17 protein-coding genes are annotated in these 17,553 nt (G+C 27.6%); 13 read left to right on the top strand and 4 right to left on the bottom strand.

Translation table 11 applies throughout. The annotated features are described in order from the left end of the window. Positions 1–21: 21 nt before the first annotated feature. Positions 22–1,020 (bottom strand): tRNA lysidine(34) synthetase TilS, encoded by a 999-nt coding sequence (tilS, locus tag AVBRAN9334_RS07510; protein ID WP_336607437.1) that lies wholly within the window; start codon positions 1,018–1,020, stop codon positions 22–24. Beyond that, positions 1,010–2,323 (bottom strand): 30S ribosomal protein S12 methylthiotransferase RimO, encoded by a 1,314-nt coding sequence (gene rimO / locus AVBRAN9334_RS07515; RefSeq protein ID WP_336607438.1) that lies wholly within the window; start codon positions 2,321–2,323, stop codon positions 1,010–1,012. The genes tilS and rimO overlap by 11 nt, the downstream gene beginning before the upstream one ends. Positions 2,324–2,403: 80 nt before the next feature. On the opposite strand from rimO, the gene prfB reads away from it, so the two are divergent. The 8 genes from prfB to citF all read left to right on the top strand — a co-directional run bounded on the left by prfB (position 2,404) and on the right by citF (position 9,530). Further along, on the top strand, positions 2,404–3,504 hold the full coding sequence (prfB, locus tag AVBRAN9334_RS07520) for a peptide chain release factor 2 (protein ID WP_214118087.1): 1,101 nt from the start codon (positions 2,404–2,406) through the stop codon (positions 3,502–3,504). 23 nt (positions 3,505–3,527) lie between these two features. Next, on the top strand, positions 3,528–3,965 hold the full coding sequence (locus AVBRAN9334_RS07525) for a TM2 domain-containing protein (RefSeq protein ID WP_214118085.1): 438 nt from the start codon (positions 3,528–3,530) through the stop codon (positions 3,963–3,965). Positions 3,966–4,032: 67 nt separating this feature from the next. Further along, entirely contained in the window at positions 4,033–4,833 is an 801-nt protein-coding gene (locus tag AVBRAN9334_RS07530; protein WP_336607439.1) for a DnaJ domain-containing protein, read from the top strand. 9 nt (positions 4,834–4,842) lie between these two features. Next, positions 4,843–5,754, top strand: a complete 912-nt coding sequence (locus AVBRAN9334_RS07535) for an SDR family NAD(P)-dependent oxidoreductase (RefSeq protein ID WP_336607440.1) — start codon at positions 4,843–4,845, stop codon at positions 5,752–5,754. Then, positions 5,754–6,752 carry a [citrate (pro-3S)-lyase] ligase gene (gene citC, locus AVBRAN9334_RS07540; protein WP_336607441.1) on the top strand — a complete coding sequence of 333 codons (999 nt, stop codon included), beginning with the start codon at positions 5,754–5,756 and terminating at the stop codon, positions 6,750–6,752. Before AVBRAN9334_RS07535 ends, citC begins: the two co-directional genes overlap by 1 nt. Positions 6,753–6,808: 56 nt before the next feature. Next, positions 6,809–7,099: a citrate lyase acyl carrier protein gene (gene citD, locus AVBRAN9334_RS07545; protein WP_239802947.1), complete on the top strand. Its 291-nt coding sequence runs from the start codon at positions 6,809–6,811 to the stop codon at positions 7,097–7,099. Then, entirely contained in the window at positions 7,093–7,983 is an 891-nt protein-coding gene (locus tag AVBRAN9334_RS07550; protein ID WP_214119889.1) for an aldolase/citrate lyase family protein, read from the top strand. Before citD ends, AVBRAN9334_RS07550 begins: the two co-directional genes overlap by 7 nt. 2 nt (positions 7,984–7,985) lie before the next feature. Continuing rightward, positions 7,986–9,530 carry a citrate lyase subunit alpha gene (gene citF / locus AVBRAN9334_RS07555; protein WP_214118076.1) on the top strand — a complete coding sequence of 515 codons (1,545 nt, stop codon included), beginning with the start codon at positions 7,986–7,988 and terminating at the stop codon, positions 9,528–9,530. A 226-nt stretch (positions 9,531–9,756) separates the two neighbouring features. On the opposite strand, the gene AVBRAN9334_RS07560 is transcribed toward citF, so the two are convergent. Beyond that, positions 9,757–10,116: a cupin domain-containing protein gene (locus AVBRAN9334_RS07560; RefSeq protein ID WP_336607442.1), complete on the bottom strand. Its 360-nt coding sequence runs from the start codon at positions 10,114–10,116 to the stop codon at positions 9,757–9,759. Between the two features lie 57 nt (positions 10,117–10,173). Continuing rightward, positions 10,174–10,596 (bottom strand): MarR family transcriptional regulator, encoded by a 423-nt coding sequence (locus AVBRAN9334_RS07565; RefSeq protein WP_214118064.1) that lies wholly within the window; start codon positions 10,594–10,596, stop codon positions 10,174–10,176. Positions 10,597–10,701: 105 nt separating this feature from the next. On the opposite strand from AVBRAN9334_RS07565, the gene AVBRAN9334_RS07570 reads away from it, so the two are divergent. The 5 genes from AVBRAN9334_RS07570 (at position 10,702) to aldA (ending at position 17,276) form a co-directional block, all read left to right on the top strand. Then, entirely contained in the window at positions 10,702–11,625 is a 924-nt protein-coding gene (locus tag AVBRAN9334_RS07570; protein WP_336607443.1) for a hypothetical protein, read from the top strand. Between the two features lie 68 nt (positions 11,626–11,693). Further along, positions 11,694–12,551, top strand: coding sequence for a metallo-beta-lactamase (gene bla, locus AVBRAN9334_RS07575; protein WP_336607444.1), 858 nt, complete (start codon positions 11,694–11,696; stop codon positions 12,549–12,551). A gap of 30 nt (positions 12,552–12,581) precedes the next feature. After that, positions 12,582–13,004, top strand: coding sequence for a MarR family winged helix-turn-helix transcriptional regulator (locus tag AVBRAN9334_RS07580; RefSeq protein ID WP_336607445.1), 423 nt, complete (start codon positions 12,582–12,584; stop codon positions 13,002–13,004). 714 nt (positions 13,005–13,718) lie between these two features. Next, entirely contained in the window at positions 13,719–15,668 is a 1,950-nt protein-coding gene (locus AVBRAN9334_RS07585) for a BCCT family transporter (RefSeq protein ID WP_214118060.1), read from the top strand. Between the two features lie 165 nt (positions 15,669–15,833). Continuing rightward, positions 15,834–17,276 (top strand): aldehyde dehydrogenase, encoded by a 1,443-nt coding sequence (gene aldA, locus AVBRAN9334_RS07590; protein WP_336607446.1) that lies wholly within the window; start codon positions 15,834–15,836, stop codon positions 17,274–17,276. The last annotated feature ends 277 nt before the right edge of the window (positions 17,277–17,553 follow it).

Genomic DNA, 17,553 nt, shown 5'->3' on the forward strand with positions numbered 1-17,553 from the left:
AGAAATTCCTAAAATCAAATATCAATAATTATTATGAGTTGATTTTAGGTTTTTTGTAAGATTTATTAATTCATTTAGTTTTATATTATTTAACGCTAGGAAAAATCTAAGATTTTTTGGCACTTTTGCTAGTCTATAAGCGTCTTTTTGCTCCTTACTAAGCTTTGTAATAGCCTTTAAAAAAACCATAAAAAATCCTTTATAAAAGCAAACGCAAACACAATCAGTCCTAAAATAAAGCTCGGCTTCGTTGTTTTTATTTAGCTGGTTTTTTAGCTCTAATTTTTGCTTTGATGAGCTTACAAAACCTAGTTTTTTAATAGCTTTATCTAAAGAATTTTCATCTTTACAAAAATAAATTCCTTTATAAACCAAGCTATCTTTACATATTTTACTCTTATCAAATTCTAAATATTTTAAAGTATTTCTTATGCCATTTGCATAGTGTTTTACAAAATCATTTGCATAATTTAATCTAATTTCGTTTCTTTTATATTTGGTATTAAAATTACTTTCATCTTGAAAATATTCATAACTATTCTCATTTAAATACAGCATAATTTCATCTTTGCTAGTATTAATTAATGGGCGAATTATTTTATAATTTTTCCTTGTATCAATCCCGTTAAAACCCAATAGATTGCATAATCCCGCACCTTTTGTAATTTGCATTAAAAACCACTCAAACCTGTCATTTAAATTATGAGCTACTATTAAATTATCATAATCTTGCATTAATTCATCAAAAAAGTCATATCTATATTTTCTAGCATTACTTTCAAAATTATTATTATCAAGATTTACTTTTTTAGTAAAGATTTTTTTATTATAAGTTTTTGCTAATTTTATAGCGCTTTGCTCTTCGTTATTTGAATTAATTCTAGTCTGGTAATTTACAAGGCATAAATCAAACTCACAAAGTTCTAAAAGTGCATAAAAAAGTGCCGTGCTATCAGTCCCGTGTGAAAATGCTAAAAGGTTTTTTTTACCTTTTAGCTCTTCTAAATATTCAATTCTCATAGCGTCTAATTGCAGTTGCTATTAGTGTTTTTTCATGCACTTGAGTGATTTTACAAACTATTAAATCACCCACTTTTAGCTCTCCTATCTCACTTTCATTTATTAAGATTTCTCCATCTATATCTCTATCAAATAAAAGTGGTTTAGCACCTATAAAAAACTCGCCTTCGCTAGATTCTCCTAAACAACTTGCGATTATTTCTTGATTTAGCATTTTTTCAAAACTTGCATTGATTTTAGCATCTACGATTTTTTCAATCTTTTTTAGCCTTCTTTTAATAGTATTTGCATTGATTTGTTGCATTGAGTAAGCGGCGGTATCTTCTTCTTTTGAATATGCAAATACGCTAATTCTATCAAAATCAAATTCTTTAATAAACTCGCATAAATCTTCAAAATCTTCTTCACTTTCTCCTGGGTGTCCTACGATAAAACCAGTTCTTAAAAAGCTATTAGGAGCTGCTCTCATTTGCTCTAAAAAGCTAATAGCCTTAGCCTTATCATAGCCACGCTTCATAATTTTTAATAATTTATCGCTTGAGTGTTGAAGTGGCATATCAAAATAATTCACAAATACTTTTGAATTAATTATTTTAGTAATTAAACTAGGCTTAATTGAGCTTGGATATAGGTATAAAATTCTAGCAGCCTTTATTCCTTCAATTTTTTCAATTTCTGAAATTAAATTCTCTAAACCATCGCTAATTTTTAAGTCTTTTAAATAAGAGCTTGTATCTTGAGCAATGAATGAAAAATCATAAAATCCCCTAGCAACTAAGCCTTTAACTTCAGCTACTACATCATCTATTGGGCGAGATTTTAACTTGCCTTTAAATGTAGGAATAGCACAAAAGCTACAGGTTTGATTGCAGCCTTCAGCGATTTTTATATAAGCGTGAGTATTTGAGCCTGTTATTACTCTTTGAGTATTTGCGTCTTGTAAATATACAAAATCTCTAAATCTACTCTCACGACTTGCTATTAATTCATCAATTTTTGCATACTCGCTAACTCCTGCAAATAAATCAACTTCGGGTAATTCTTTAACCAATTCATCTTTGTATCTTTGCATTAAGCAGCCAGTTACTACTAAAATTGAGCCTTTTTTTCTAATTTCGTGTAGTTCTAAAATAGCATTAATACTTTCAATTTTTGCACTTTTTATAAAGCCACAAGTATTTACTATCAATACATCAGCTTCACTTGCTTCATTAGTAATTTCATATTCTTTTAAGCGACCTAGCATAATTTCACTATCAACTAAGTTTTTATTACAGCCTAAACTTTGTAAAAATAATTTCATTTAAATTCCTTTTAAAAAAGCTATTATCTTAATAAATTTTAGCTAAGATTTGCCTTTAAAATACAACTACGGAGCAAAATTTGGATAATTATGAATTTAGTGAATTATTAAAAGAATTACAAATAAAACTTGACAATATAGAAAAAATAATCAAACCAAACGAGGCAAAAGAAAGAATAAAAGAAATAGAAAAAGAGCAAGAAGACCCAGCATTATGGGCTGATGCAAAAAGAGCGGCCGAGCTTGGTAAAGAAAAAACTAAATTGAATCAATTAGTATCAAAATATGAAATTGCAAATAGTGAATTAGTAGGCACTAGCGAGTTGTTTGAACTTGCGGTAAAAGAAAATGATTATGAGACTTTAGAAGCTTTATTTATAGATAGTCCTAATTTAGAAGAAACTATTAAAAGTCTTGAAATATCAATGCTTTTAAGTGGGGAAAATGATACTAAAAACGCAATTATTAATATTCACCCAGGAGCAGGTGGAACGGAGAGTAATGATTGGGCGAGTATTGTTTATAGAATGTATTTGAGATTTTGTGAAAGAGAAGGCTTTAAAGTTGAAACACTAGATTATCAAGAAGGTGATGAAGCAGGGATAAAAGATGTTAGCTTTGTTGCTCGTGGGCTTAATGCTTACGGGTATTTTAAGGCTGAACACGGAGTTCATAGACTTGTAAGAATTAGTCCATTTGATAGTAATGCTAGACGCCATACGAGTTTTTGTAGTGTAATCGTTGCACCTGAAATTGATGATGATATAGAAATTGAAATTGAAGAAAAAGATATAAGAATTGATTATTATAGAGCAAGTGGTGCAGGTGGTCAGCATGTAAATAAGACAGAAAGTGCGGTAAGAATTACTCATATTCCAACAGGAATTGTAGTGCAATGCCAAAACGATAGAAGTCAGCATAAAAACAAAGCCACAGCTTATAAAATGCTTCGTTCAAGATTATATGAACTTGAAATGGAGAAATTAAACGATGGAAAAGATACAGGAGGAGTTGGCGAAAATAGTTTCGGACATCAAATTCGCTCGTATGTTTTAGCTCCTTATCAGCAAGTAAAAGACGCTAGAAGTAATGAGGCATTTAGCCAAGTTGATGCGATACTTGATGGGGATATTAAAAAAATGATAGAAGGTGTATTAATTGCACTTAAGGATAATGATTAATAGTAAATTTTTAAAGGCAAAAAATGACTGAAGAACAAATATCTTATCTTCAAGATAGACTAAGAACGCAGGATTTAGAAACTATAAAAGATAAGAATTTGTCTAAGAATATTTGTTTAAAAGATCCAAATTTAGGTTTTATGCTAGCGGCTACGATAGGAATTTGTGGTATTGATAGGATTTATAAGGGTGATTTTATTTTAGCATTTATAAAGTTTTTATTATTTTTTTCTTTTACAATTATTTTATTAATGGCGATGACTGAGATTAAAGTTGTAGAAAAAATTTATAGTTTATTTTTCCATCGTAGTGACGGACTTATTGCTTTTCTTTGTTTTTTATTTTTGGGATTTTTATTAACCATTATATATGTTATAGAATTATTTGCTATAGCAAATGGTATTCGCAAGGAAAATTACAAAAAAGTTTTAGCTTACATTGAAGGCTATGATAAAAAATAAAAATTTGATTATTACAAAGGAAAAACGATAATTTCCAAAAGATTTTAAGTGTTATAAAGGAAGAAAATTGAATATATTTTTATTATTAATAATAATTTTAGCAATTATAGGATTTATTACAGGTAAGGGTATTATTAGAACCATAATATCGTTTTTTGCGATAATATTAGGGACTATTTTAACGGCTATTTTAGGGCTTATTGGAGCAATTTTATTACCTTTATTTTTTAAAGGAAATATTTTAAATAATCAATTTACTAAAATGAAAGGTGGATATGCTGAATACCTAGTCGCACTTATTGCAAAAATAGCTAAACTTGATGGAGTAATTTCGCCTAAAGAAGCTGAATTTATAAAATTAATACTAGATAATAATTCTTATAATTTAGTTGAGCGTGAGAGATTAAAAAAGGTTTTTAAAGAAGCTAAAGAAAATCCAGAAAATTATAGAATAGTTGCACAAGAGCTTAAAAATAATTTTATTTTAAGCAAAAATGAAAAGCTTAATATTATGCAAAGTTTGCTTTATTGTGCGAGTATTGATGGCTTTAGTGAAAAAAAGATTTTTGCGTTAAAAGAAATTGCAGAGATTTTTGGCGTTACACAAGAATTTGCACAATTTATAAATTTTGGTAACAATAACAAACAAAATAATAATAAAATTAAAAAAGACCCTTATGAGGTTTTAGAATTAAGTCCTAATGCTAGTTTAGTTGAAGTAAAAGCAGCATATAGAAGACTTGCTAAAAAATATCATCCTGATGTGTTAAACACAAAAAATCTTAGCGAAAATGAGCTAAGAGCAGGGATAGAGAAATTTCATGAGATTAATGAGGCTTATGAGATTTTAAAACAAAAATTAAGTTAAGGAAAAAATTTGGTAGTTTTAATAACAGGTGTTGCAGGATATATTGGCTCAGCCACTGCATCTGGATTTTTAGAAGCTGGGCATAAGGTAATTGGAATTGATAATTTAAGCGGTAAAAATAAAAAAGCTATAAAAAATATAAAAAAATATTATGAAGTTGATTTTTATGAAGTTGATATTTCAAATAATAAAGCTTTAGAAGATGTAATGTCAAGATTTAAAATTGATATGGTATTTCATTTTGCAGCAACTAGCAATGAGAATTTTAGTAAAAAAGATAATCTAACTTTTTATGAAAACAATATCATAAATCTTTTTAAATTATTAAAAGCTATGAAAAAATTTAAAGTTAAGACTTTAATATATCCATCAAGTATATTTGCTAATGTAGGATTGGAAAATACCTGTGATGCTTACGTTAAGACAAAAATCTTAGCTGAAAATATGATACAAGATTATGCTAGAAGCAATCCTGATTTTTCTTATGCAATTTTAAGATATTGCAATATTGCAGGGTATTATTCTAAGATATTTTTAGGAGAATTTGAACATTATTCAATTATTAAAAATATCACAAGAATTGCTTGCGGTAAGTCTGAATTAGGTCGTGATTTTAACTATGATGAGAATTATCATTTCGCACATATTGATGATATTGTTAATATTAATTTAAAAGTAGCTAGCGAGCTTTATACAACCAAAGAAAATATATGCACTACAATAGCTAGCAAAGAAAGTATAAGTGTAGAAAATCTAATCAAATTAGTAGAAAAGTTAAGCAAAAAAGAAATAGATATAACAATAGCTTTAAAAAATGACCATTGCGATAAAATTAAGTCTTGTAATTTATTAAAATATGAATTAGAGTATTCAATAGAAGATATTTGCAAAAATCAATTAGAACACGAAGCTAGGTTTTAATGTTTAGATATTTATTATTAGCTTATGAAAGAGAAAAATTAGAATTATTTTTAAAAAGATTTGATTTAAAATGCGATGAAGATATAGAATATGCTTTAGTTTATGAAGAAAATGAAGAGATTAAAGCAAGTGCTTGTATAAGCGGTAATATTGTAAAATGTATAGCAATTGATAAATCTTTACAAGGTAATAATTTTAGTGCTACTTTACTAACTCAAATTGCAGATAAATTAAGAGAATTAAATATAAATGAATATTTTATATTTACAAAGCCTTGTAATGTAAAAGTATTTGAGAGTTTAGGGCTTTATTTATTATGTCTTACAAAAGATGTTGCGTTATTTGAAAACACAAAATTAAATTATGAAAATTATAAATTTGAACTAGCTAAACATTATAAAAAAGCAAAAAAAATTGGCTCAATTGTAATGAATTTAAATCCTATGAGTAAAGGGCATTTATATTTAATTCAAAAAGCCTTAAAGCACTGCGAAATATTGCATATATTTATTTTAAGCGAAGATTTAAGTATGTTTAATACAAAAGCAAGGCTTGAGATTGTAAGAAATGAATTAAAAGATTATAAAAATATAATAATTCACGAAAGCAAAAATTATATTATTTCAAAAGCTACTTTTCCTACATATTTTTTAAAGGATAATGCTAATGTTAATGAGATTTATTCAAGGCTTGATATTACATTATTTGCTACAAAAATAGCACCTATTTTAGGGATAAATATGAGATTTTTTGGGACAGAACCAAAAGATAAAATAACAAAAGATTACAACCAAAAAGCAAAAGAAATTTTAAAAGAATTTAAAATCAAATTCTATGAAATCAGTAGAGCTAGAATAAATAAAAAAGTAATAAGTGCAAGTAGGATTAGAAAAATTATTTTAAATGATAAGGATTATTTAAATAATAAGGAGTTAAAATCCCTTTGTGCTAATTCAACTTATGAGTATTTAAAAAACAATTTAATAACTAAAAATTAAGTTATCTTTGTAATAATAAAAGAAAACTTAAAAAATTTAATTAATTAGGAGATTTGATGATTACAACTATTGCAAGTGCTGGTTCATTAGAATCAGGCGATGTTTTAATTAGTGTAAGTCCTGCTAATGTAGGAAGGAAAATTGAATTAAATTCTAGTGTTTATAAACAATTTGGAGAACAAATATTAGCTAGCGTTAATGAAGTATTAGATGAATATGATATTAAAAATGTAACAATAAAAATAGAAGATAAAGGAGCGCTTGATTTAGTAATTCGTGCGAGATTAAAAACTGCTATTTTTAGAGCTAGTTTAAAAGATTATGATTGGGAGAGTGAATTATGCTAAATAAAGATAGACTTAGAAGAAGTATGATGTTCTTGCCCGGAAATGCACCTGCAAAATTAATAGACGCACATATTTATGGAAGTGATTCTATTATGATTGACTTAGAAGATGCAGTAAGTATTTCAGCAAAAGATGCGGCTAGAATGCTAACTTATGAAACTCTTAAAAAGATTAATTATGGTTCAACTGAAGTTGTTGTAAGAATAAATGCTTTAAATTCTCCTTACGGAAGAGATGATGTAATAGCTATGGTTAGTGCTGGAGTTGATGTTATAAGACTTCCAAAGACTGATAATGCAAACGAAGTTAAAGAAGTAGATGAGTTAATAAGCGAAGTTGAGCATAAACTAAATCGTCCTAGAAAAACTTTAATTCTAGCAGCAATTGAGAGTGCTACTGGGGTTATTAATGCTTGTGAGATTGCAAAGGCAAGTGATAGATTAATGGGGATTGCTCTTGGAGCTGAAGATTATGTAACGAATTTAAAAACAACTAGAAGCAAACACGCAATGGAGCTTTATTATGCAAGAGAGCAGATAATTCACGCAGCAAGAAGCAATAATTTATATTGTTTTGACACTGTTTTTTCAAATATAAAAGATAAAGTTGCATTTGCTGAAGAAGTGCAATTTATAAAAGACTTAGGTTTTGATGGCAAATCAGTAGTTCATCCAAGTCAAATCAAAATAGTTCATGATATTTATACTCCAAAAGAAAAAGAAATAATAGACGCTTTAAAAGTAGTAAATGCAGCTAAAGAAGCGGAAAAAAATAGCATAGGTGTAATTGCAGTTGATGGCAAAATGGTAGATGGTCCAATTATTATTAGAGCTTTAAGAGTGCTTGAATTAGCTAAAGCTAGTGGTCTTTATAAAGGAGAATGATTATGTATAAAGTAAATGCAGTTAATAGAAAAATACCTAATAAAATTGCTAATTATAAAGATGTAGTTGTATATAGTGGAGAATTAAAACAACCAAAAGAGCGTAAAATCGGTGCAGCTATTAGAGTTGGCAAAAAAGAAGATAAATTAGTCTCAAGTATAAAAGACGCTATTATAAAATCAGGCTTAAAAGATGGTATGACAATAAGTTTTCATCACCATTTTAGAAGTGGAGATTATATTTTAAATCTAGTTTTAGAAGAAATAAGCAAGCTAGGTATTAAAAATCTTTGTGTAGCAGCAAGCTCTCTTTCAACTTGCCATAAACCTTTAATTGAGCATATTAAAAATGGTGTTGTAACAAGTCTTCAAACAAGTGGTCTAAGAGAGCCATTGGGTTCTTTTATTAGTAATGGTGGATTAAAAACTCCTGTAATTATTAGAAGTCATGGTGGTCGTGCTAGAGCTATTGAGGATGGTTCGCTTAAAATTGATGTAGCATTTATTGGTGCTCCAAGTTGTGATAAATTTGGTAATCTTAATGGTTATACAGGCAAATCTGCGTGTGGTAGTTTAGGTTATGCTAAGGTTGATGCTATGTATGCTAATAAAGTTATTGCAATTACTGATAATTTAGTAGATGGAATAAATCTTCCTGCTAGTATTGACCAAACTATGGTGGATTTTGTTTGTGAGATTGAGAGTATTGGCGATCCAAAAGGTATAGTATCAGGTGCAATTCGTTTTAATGATAATCCAAGAGATATTTTAATAGCTGAAAATGCTTTAAAATGTATCTTAGCATCAGGTTTATTTAAAAATGGCTTTAGTTTCCAAACAGGAGCTGCGGGCGCTTCTTTAGCAGTAACTAAGCTTTTAAAAGAAGAGATGATTAAGCATAATATCACTGCTAGTTTAGGTGTTGGTGGTATCACTGCTGCTTTAGTTGATTTACATGAAAATGGTTTGATGGATGCGCTTTTTGATACTCAAAGTTTTGATTTAGATGCTGTTAGCTCACTTGCAAAAAACCCAAAACATTATGAAATATCAGCATCTTTTTATGCAAATCCAAATCTAGTTACTCCAGCGGTAAATCAATTAGATTTTGTAATGTTAGGAGCACTTGAGATTGATACGAATTTCAATGTAAATGTAATTACTACTTCAACAGGTGTTATTAATCAAGCAATAGGCGGACACCAAGATACTGCTGAAGGTGCAAAAATTGCAATGATTTTAGCACCATTAATTCGTGCTAGAATTCCAATCGTAGTTGATAATGTAAGCACAATTTGCACCCCAGGAGCAAATGTTGATGTGGTTTGCACTGATTATGGAATTGCAGTAAATCCTAAAAGAACTGATTTAATAGAGAATTTCACAAAAGCAGGTATTAAATTATATACGATTGAAGAACTAAAAGAAATGGCAGAAAAAATCACAGGCAAACCAGCTAGTATTAAATTTGGCGATGAGGTAGTAGGCGTTGTAGAATATCGTGATGGCAGCGTTTTAGATGTGATTTATAAATCTTTACAAAATTAGGAATTTATTTCCTAATTTTATTACCAAATTACACATATTAAGCTCAATTTTTAAGTATTTCTTGTTTATTTAATTAAAACAACTTAAAGTATAAGATATTTAAGGAGAGTTTTATGTGGATTGGAAGAAATGATGGCGAAGAAAGTATTCATAACAGAGTTTTTAAATGTTTGAATACTTATTTGATTAATATATTTGCTTAACTTAGGATTGCTCCTAAGTTAAATTACTCTACTACGCCATCGCTAAAAGTGTATTGGGTTAGAGAATTTTCTTTTGCTTGAATACAGATATAATTTAGTTGAGTTTTTGCAAAAATCTGTCTTTTTACACTAGGTGCAACTCTAATTATATCTCCTGTTTTAATTAAAATTAGTTCATTATCTAACTTTATTTCCCCGTTACCATCTAAGATAATATAAACTTCTTCGTTTTCTTTATGATGATGAACAAAAGGCACATTAGTATTTGCTTCCATTGTGTTAATACTTATTTCACAAGATGTAAATCCTAAAGCTTCTTTTAAATCAATTCTTTGAATATTTTTAAATTCTCCTAGACTTTTTACGCTAAATCCATTACTCATTTTAACTCCTTTTTAGTTTGATAACGAACTATTTTTGCATAAAAAGTTAAATATATTTTAATTTTTTATATTATTTAGCATTTTTTCTAATAATTCTTCTAAAAACAACTCTTCTGCTTTTGAAAAGTTTTTAAGTAATTTTTCAAAAACTATATTTGATACTTCTTCAAATATTGGTTTTAAATCTAAAGTTTTTTGAGTTGCTTTTATTAAATACATTCTACTATCGTTACTACTTTGGCTTTTTGTGATATATCCATTTTGTTCTAATTTGTCTATTAAAGAGCTAATTGTAGCTTTGCTTCTATGTATTTTTTGTGCTATTTGAACCATACAATATTCTTTTTCATCAAATAATATATTTAAAATATCAGCGTGAGAAAAGGATAAATCAAATTCTACTCTTTTGCTAAGTTCTTTTAAAATCAATTCATTTGATAGTTCTTTTATTCTTCCCATTAAAAATAAGCTTGAGTTCATATTTTGTCCTTATAATTTTTTTTATTATATAAAAATATTAAAAAATTTATTGAATTTTTTAAAAAGTAAAAGATATTTTTGCTAAATTTAAAAAAAGGAGTAAAAATGTCTGATAAATTTTTAAAGAAATTTAGAATTTGTTTTGCTAGGAATACTAAAAGATTAATGTTAAATTACAAAAGAGAATTTAAAAGGCTTTATTTTAATTATTTTAAATTATTAAAACTTGCCAATATATTTGTAAAAACTATGAGATTTTCTTTAGTTTTAATAACTTTTGTTTCTGTAATAGCTTATACAAAATATTATTTATTTGAAGTTGGGTATTTGCCTAGATTTGATTTTAATTTATTACTTACATTTGGATATGTGTGTTTTGTTTATTCTATTTTTATAGGGATTATTCCTTATGTTATGATTGAATTTGTTGTGCTTTTAGCTTGTAAAAGAAAAAAGTCAAATAAATTTGGCTTTAAAATTCTTAATTTTTTGTATGAAAGAGTATTTTTATTATTTGTAATTATAGTAATTATCATAATTGAATTAGTATTTTTAAGTTTAGTTCAAATATATCAAAACGAAAATGTAACTTTTCCAACGATAAATCATTGTTTAAATGTTATGATGGCTATATTTATTACTTTATGTTTTTTTGCATATTTTTTTAAAAGATTTAGTTTGATTATAAAAATTATTTGGATAATTTGCTCTATTTGGTATTTTTTTAGTCTTGATATTAAAGTTGTTAAATTAGCCAACATTGGTGGGTTTAGAACTGATATTGTGGTTAGTAAAAATAGTTTATATATGAGTTATTTTATAAATTATAAAAAGCTAGATATTAATGATTGTGATATTAAAAAAGGAGAGAAAAATATCTGTAAATTAAGCGATGGAAATTATGTATTAAAAGATGTATTGATTTTATCTAGCTTAAGTGATGTTGTTTATATAGAGCTTAATTTAAATAATAAAGCCCAAACGCTAGACTTTAAACAAAGCGAAATAGAAATAATTAATAGACTTTAAGTTTGTTATTAATTTTTATGGTGTAAATTTAATACGCATACATATTAATTTTTAAAGAAAGGTCTAGTATGAAAAGATTTGCAACGATTTTATTTTGTGCATTTAGTATTTTAGGTGCTAATTTATTAGCTAATGATGACACGCCTCCTAAGGAGCTTTTACGATTATTACACGACCATACTCCGCTAAAGCCTACTAAGGTTTTTGATGATGTTTATTGTCTTGGGACAAAAAGCGTTGTAGCATACGCAATAACAACTAGCGAAGGCATAATTTTAATTGATGCTATGTGGGATAATGATGATGCAAAAGTGATTGAAAATGAGTTAAAAGCTTATAATTTAGACCCAAAAGATGTAAAAATTGTCTTAATTACTCACGGGCATGGTGATCATTATGGTGGGGCTAAGTATTTTCAAGATAAATATAACGCAAAAGTTATGATGAGTGCTATAGATAAGGATTTTATGTATTCATACAACGAAGGCCCAAATGACCCGAAATACCCTAAGCCAACGATTAATCATTTACTAAAAGATAAAGAAATAATAAAGCTCGGTAATAAAGAAATTAAAACTTTCTTAACCCCAGGGCATACCATAGGAACTACTTCAATTATCTTTGAAAGCTCGTTTAATGGTAAGAAATTTAATGTATTTTTATGGGGTGGAAATGGAATTTCAAAAGATAAAAATCTACAAATTGCTTATAATAAATCTTTAGATGAGTTTAAAAAAGAGCTTGATAAAAACAATGTAGTAGCAAAGCTAGAATCACATTTATTTAGAAATAATGGATATGAAAAATTAGAAAATATTTATAATAATAATTTCAAAACCCATCCATATATCATAGGAAAAGAAGGCATAGATGCTTGGTATAAAGAATACAAAGGACATATAAAAGCAAAATTAGATAACAATTAATAGTTAAAATAGCAGTTGCAAGGAGATAATATGAATATAGGTATTAAAATCTGTGCGACTGCTAGGATTATTTATCAGCATTTACATAAATTATTTTTAGACTTAGACATTACACCTGAACAATGGATAGTATTAAATGCTTTATGTAAAAGCCCAAAAATCTCACAAAAAGAGCTTTCAGAACTTACCCAAAAAGACCAAAACACAATAAAAGCAATAGTTGATAAGCTTGTTGTAAAAGATTTAGTAATTAGAAAAACTAATCAAAATGATAAAAGAGCCTTTATTTTAAGTCCTACAAAAAAAGCCAAAGAATTAGCACTAATTTGCACCAAAATAGACAATATTATGTTAGATAAAATTCTAAGTGTTTTTAAAGATAAAAATGAGCTTGATTATTTTATAAATAAGCTAGATAATATACAAAAGAGTATTGAAAATGAAAGAAATTAAAGAGATTTTACTAAATATATTTTTATTGAATTTTCATATAGATTTATCTAAAAAACTTTATTTTAAATTCTTAGCTTTACTAGGTATATTTTTTGCTTTTTTATATATATTATTTGAATATATTTTTCAAATTTCAAATATATCTTTTGTATTTATTTTTCTTTATATTCTAGGCATTAGCTTGGTTTATAGGGTTAAGAAAGTATATAAAAATATTTTATTGATTTTATTTTTATCTTATCCTTTTATAAATTATTATTTATTAAAAAGTGAAGTTTTATTTTTAGGGTTTAATTTTGTATTTTTATTGTTGTTTTTATTTATAATGATTTTTGCAAATCTTAATACTAATATAAACACTAATACAAGTCAAAAATCTTTACTTATTAAGTTATTTATATTAGCTATTTTAATTCTAAATATGCTGATATATCAATCTTTTTTAAAATCTTATAATATTTTAATTTTAGATTTTTTAAGTGTATTTGCATATTATAATTTTTATTTTTTATTATTATCTTTTATGATTATTACATATATATTTATAAAAAATTTATTAAAAATTATATAATTTTTTTTGAAGAAATTGATATAAAAAATTTTTTAGGTTAATGGCTAATTTTTCTTTTATATAGACAAATTATGTAATTATCATCTAAATCTTGCAAATCTCATTAACTAAGCCTTGTTAGACTGAAAACGCAAGGAGAAAATATGAAGATAAAAACGAGTTTTTTACCCGCTGTGTTTGTTCCAAGCATAGTATTTATTGTAATTTTAGTTTTACTAAGTATATTTTTACCAGAATTTACAAGTAGTATTTTGAATAATATTAAAACTTCAGTTTTTACTAATTTTTCTTGGTTTTTTATACTTAGTGTTAGTTTTTTTGTAGGATTTATGGTCTTATTAGCTTTATCTAAATTTGGAGATATAAAATTAGGTAAAGATGATGATGAGCCTAGTTTTAGCTTTTTTTCTTGGCTTTCTATGTTGTTTGCTACTGGAATGGGCGTTGGGCTTATGTATTTTGGTGTGGCTGAGCCTATAATTCATAAAAAATCATTAAATATAGATGATAAAGAAGCTTTAATTCATACTCTATTTCACTGGGGAATTCATCCTTGGGCTATTTATGGGGTTTGTGCTTTAGCTATGGCTTATTTTGGTTTTCGCTATAAAATGCCTTTAACTTTAAGAAGTGCTTTTTATCCTTTTTTAAAAGATAAAATTTATGGATTTTGGGGCAATGTTATTGATATTTTGGCATTAATTGTAACCGTTTTTGGAATTAGCACAACACTTGGATATTCTGCAAGTTCTTTAAATGCAGGACTTGTTAATATTGCTTGGCTTAGTGATATTTCATTTAGCGAACAAGCAATTATTATATTAATAGTTGTTAGTTTATCTACTATTTCAGCTATTAGTGGAGTTAATAAAGGGCTTAAAATATTAAGCGAGATTAATTTGCTTTTAGCGTTTTTACTAATGATTTTTGTATTAGTTAGTGGTGATTTGGTTGAGCTATTATCTGATTTTAGTTCTAATTTAGGGCTATATTTTTCAAATATAGTTGAGCTTAGTTTTAAAACCTATACATATAATAAAGATTATATTAGCTGGTTTAATTCTTGGACTATTTTTTATTGGGCTTGGTGGCTTAGTTGGGCGCCTTTTGTTGGCTTTTTTATAGCAAAAATTTCTCGTGGTAGAACTATTAGAGAATTTATATTTGGAGTTTTGATTGTTCCTACTTCTTTTAATGTTTTATGGTTTAGTGTATTTGGAAATTCTGCTTTAAAATATAATGAAATTTTAAGTAATTTTTCTCAAAGTTCTGAAAAATTATTATTTGAGTTTTTAAATCTTTTACCATTTTCACAAATTAGCACTATTTTAGCTCTAGTAGTTTTAGTTTTATTTTTTATCACTTCTGCTGATAGTGGGATATTTGTTTTAAATTCTTTAGCAAGTGGCGGCAAAGAAAAACCTTATAAATGGCAAAGTATTTTATGGGGCATTAGTTTAATTGCTATTGCAATATCTTTATCATATTCTGGTGGTCTTGATACTATTTTAAGCGTTACTATGATAGTTGCACTTCCGTTTGCTTTAATGCTTGTAATTATGTGTGCATCACTACTTAAAGGCTTAATAGTTGATAGTAGATATTTTAATACAAGAGTTAGCAAGGCTAGTGTTTATTGGAGTGGAGATTTTTGGGAACAAAGGCTTGATTTAATTTTAAAACAATCTCAAATAAAAGATATGCAAGAGTTTTTAAACGAGCTTGTAAAACCTGCTATGCAAAAGATTTGTGATAAATTAAGCGAGCGTGGATTAAAAGCACTAATAAAAGAAGAAAAAAATAAAATTAGTTTAGTGATTAAAAAAGACTTATCAAAAGATTTTATTTACGGGGTAAAAATAGAAAAACACGAAGTAAATAAAACCTTATTAGATGATGAGAATTTGCCTAATTTATCAAAGGAATTTGAATATAGACCTATAACATTTTTTGGCGATGATAGACTAGGTTATGATATAAAATATTTAAATGAAAAAGAAATAATAGTAGATATTTTAAAGCATTATGAAAGGTATTTAAATCTTTTAGATGATAGCTCAAATGAAATATTTACAATGGGTTATAGAAAATAACTTTTACAGAATTTGAAATACTTATTTCAAATTCTTTTTTTAAAAATACTAAAGTGTTACTTTTTTTCACATTCTCGTAAAAAAATTATAATTTTTTTTGAATATACAAAAATAATTAATATTCCTTGATAAGATATTTCAAAATCATTTAAAAAAGGAGAAGTTATGAAGAGTTATCAAATGTATATTGATGGTGAGTTTGTTACTGAAAAAAGAGAAATGGCACCTGTTTATAATCCTGCTACAAAAGAGCAAGTTAGTGAATATCCACTAGGCACAAGAGATGATGCTAAAAGAGCGCTTGAAGCTGCAAAAAGAGCGGGTAGAGAATGGGAAGCACTTCCAGCGGTTGAACGCGCAAATTACCTTAAAAAAATCGCACAATTAATTCGTAGAGATAGAGTAAAACTAGCTGATATTTTACAAGAAGAGCAAGGCAAGGTTAGAGGTTTAGCTGAAGTTGAGATTGATTTTGCGGCTGATTATTTAGATTATATGGCAGGATTTGCAAGAACTTATGAAGGCGAAATCATTCAAAGCGATAGAGCAAATGAAAATATATTTTTATTTAGAACTGCAATTGGTGTTACGACAGGAATTTTACCTTGGAACTTCCCGTTTTTCTTAATAGTTAGAAAACTTGCACCTGCATTTGTAACAGGAAATACAATAGTAATTAAGCCAAGTAGCGAAACTCCAAACAACGCATTTGAGTTTGCAAAATTAGCTCACGAAGCTGGAGTTCCTAAAGGAGTTTTCTCACTTGTTAGCGGAAAAGGAAGTGAGGTTGGAGATGAGCTAAGCTCAAACCCACTAATTGGAATGGTAAGTGTAACAGGTAGCGTAGAAGCTGGAGTTAGAGTTATGCAAGCAGCTGCAAAAAATGTTATAAAAGTAAATCTTGAGCTTGGTGGAAAAGCACCTGCAATCGTATGCAAAGATGCAAATATGGATTTAGTAATTCCTGCAATTAAAGCAAGTAGAATTTGTAATAACGGACAAGTTTGCAATTGTGCAGAACGCGTATATGTGCATAAATCAAGATATGATGAGTTTATTAATAAAATGGCTGATGAATTTAGCAAAATTACATTCGGAAATACTGCAAAAGGTAATTTTGATATGGGGCCACTTGTAAATGAAGCGGGTGTTAAAAATGCTGATGCAATGCTAAAACGCGCACTTGAGCAAGGTGCAAAATTAGAAGTTGGTGGTAAGATTACTGATACTAGTGGATATTTCTACCCAGCTACACTACTTAGCAATGCAGACCATAAGAGTGATATTATGCAAAAAGAAATCTTTGCGCCGATTTTACCAGTTACAAGTTTTGATACACTAGATGAAGCAATTGATATGGCAAATGATTGTGAATATGGACTTACAAGTAGTATTTATACAGAAAATCTAAACACAGCTATGAGAGCTTGCCGTGAGATTAAGTTTGGCGAAACTTATATAAATCGTGAGAATTTTGAAGCTATGCAAGGCTTTCACGCAGGATTTAGAAAGAGTGGCATAGGTGGTGCTGATGGTAAGCACGGACTTTATGAATACCTTGCAACTCATGTTGTTTATCTTGATTACAATACCACATTCAACGGCTAAAAATAGGAGCTTTTTAGCTCCTAAAATTATAAAATATTTTAATTTTAATTCAAATATATTTTTTAAGTTTATTTTAAATTAAGAAATAAATGTTACATTTGTTATTTATTTGTTTAAACTAAATTTAAAGGAAAAACAATGACTTGCACCTATCAAGACTTAATTCATAAACCAATAAAACAACATTCAAACAATCATTCTTGTAATCACTCACACCATAACCACTCCCATAATCATTCACACCATAATTCTAATCACTCCCACGAACACCACGACC

This window comes from Campylobacter sp. RM9334 (assembly GCF_020138145.1).
GTDB lineage: Bacteria > Campylobacterota > Campylobacteria > Campylobacterales > Campylobacteraceae > Campylobacter_E.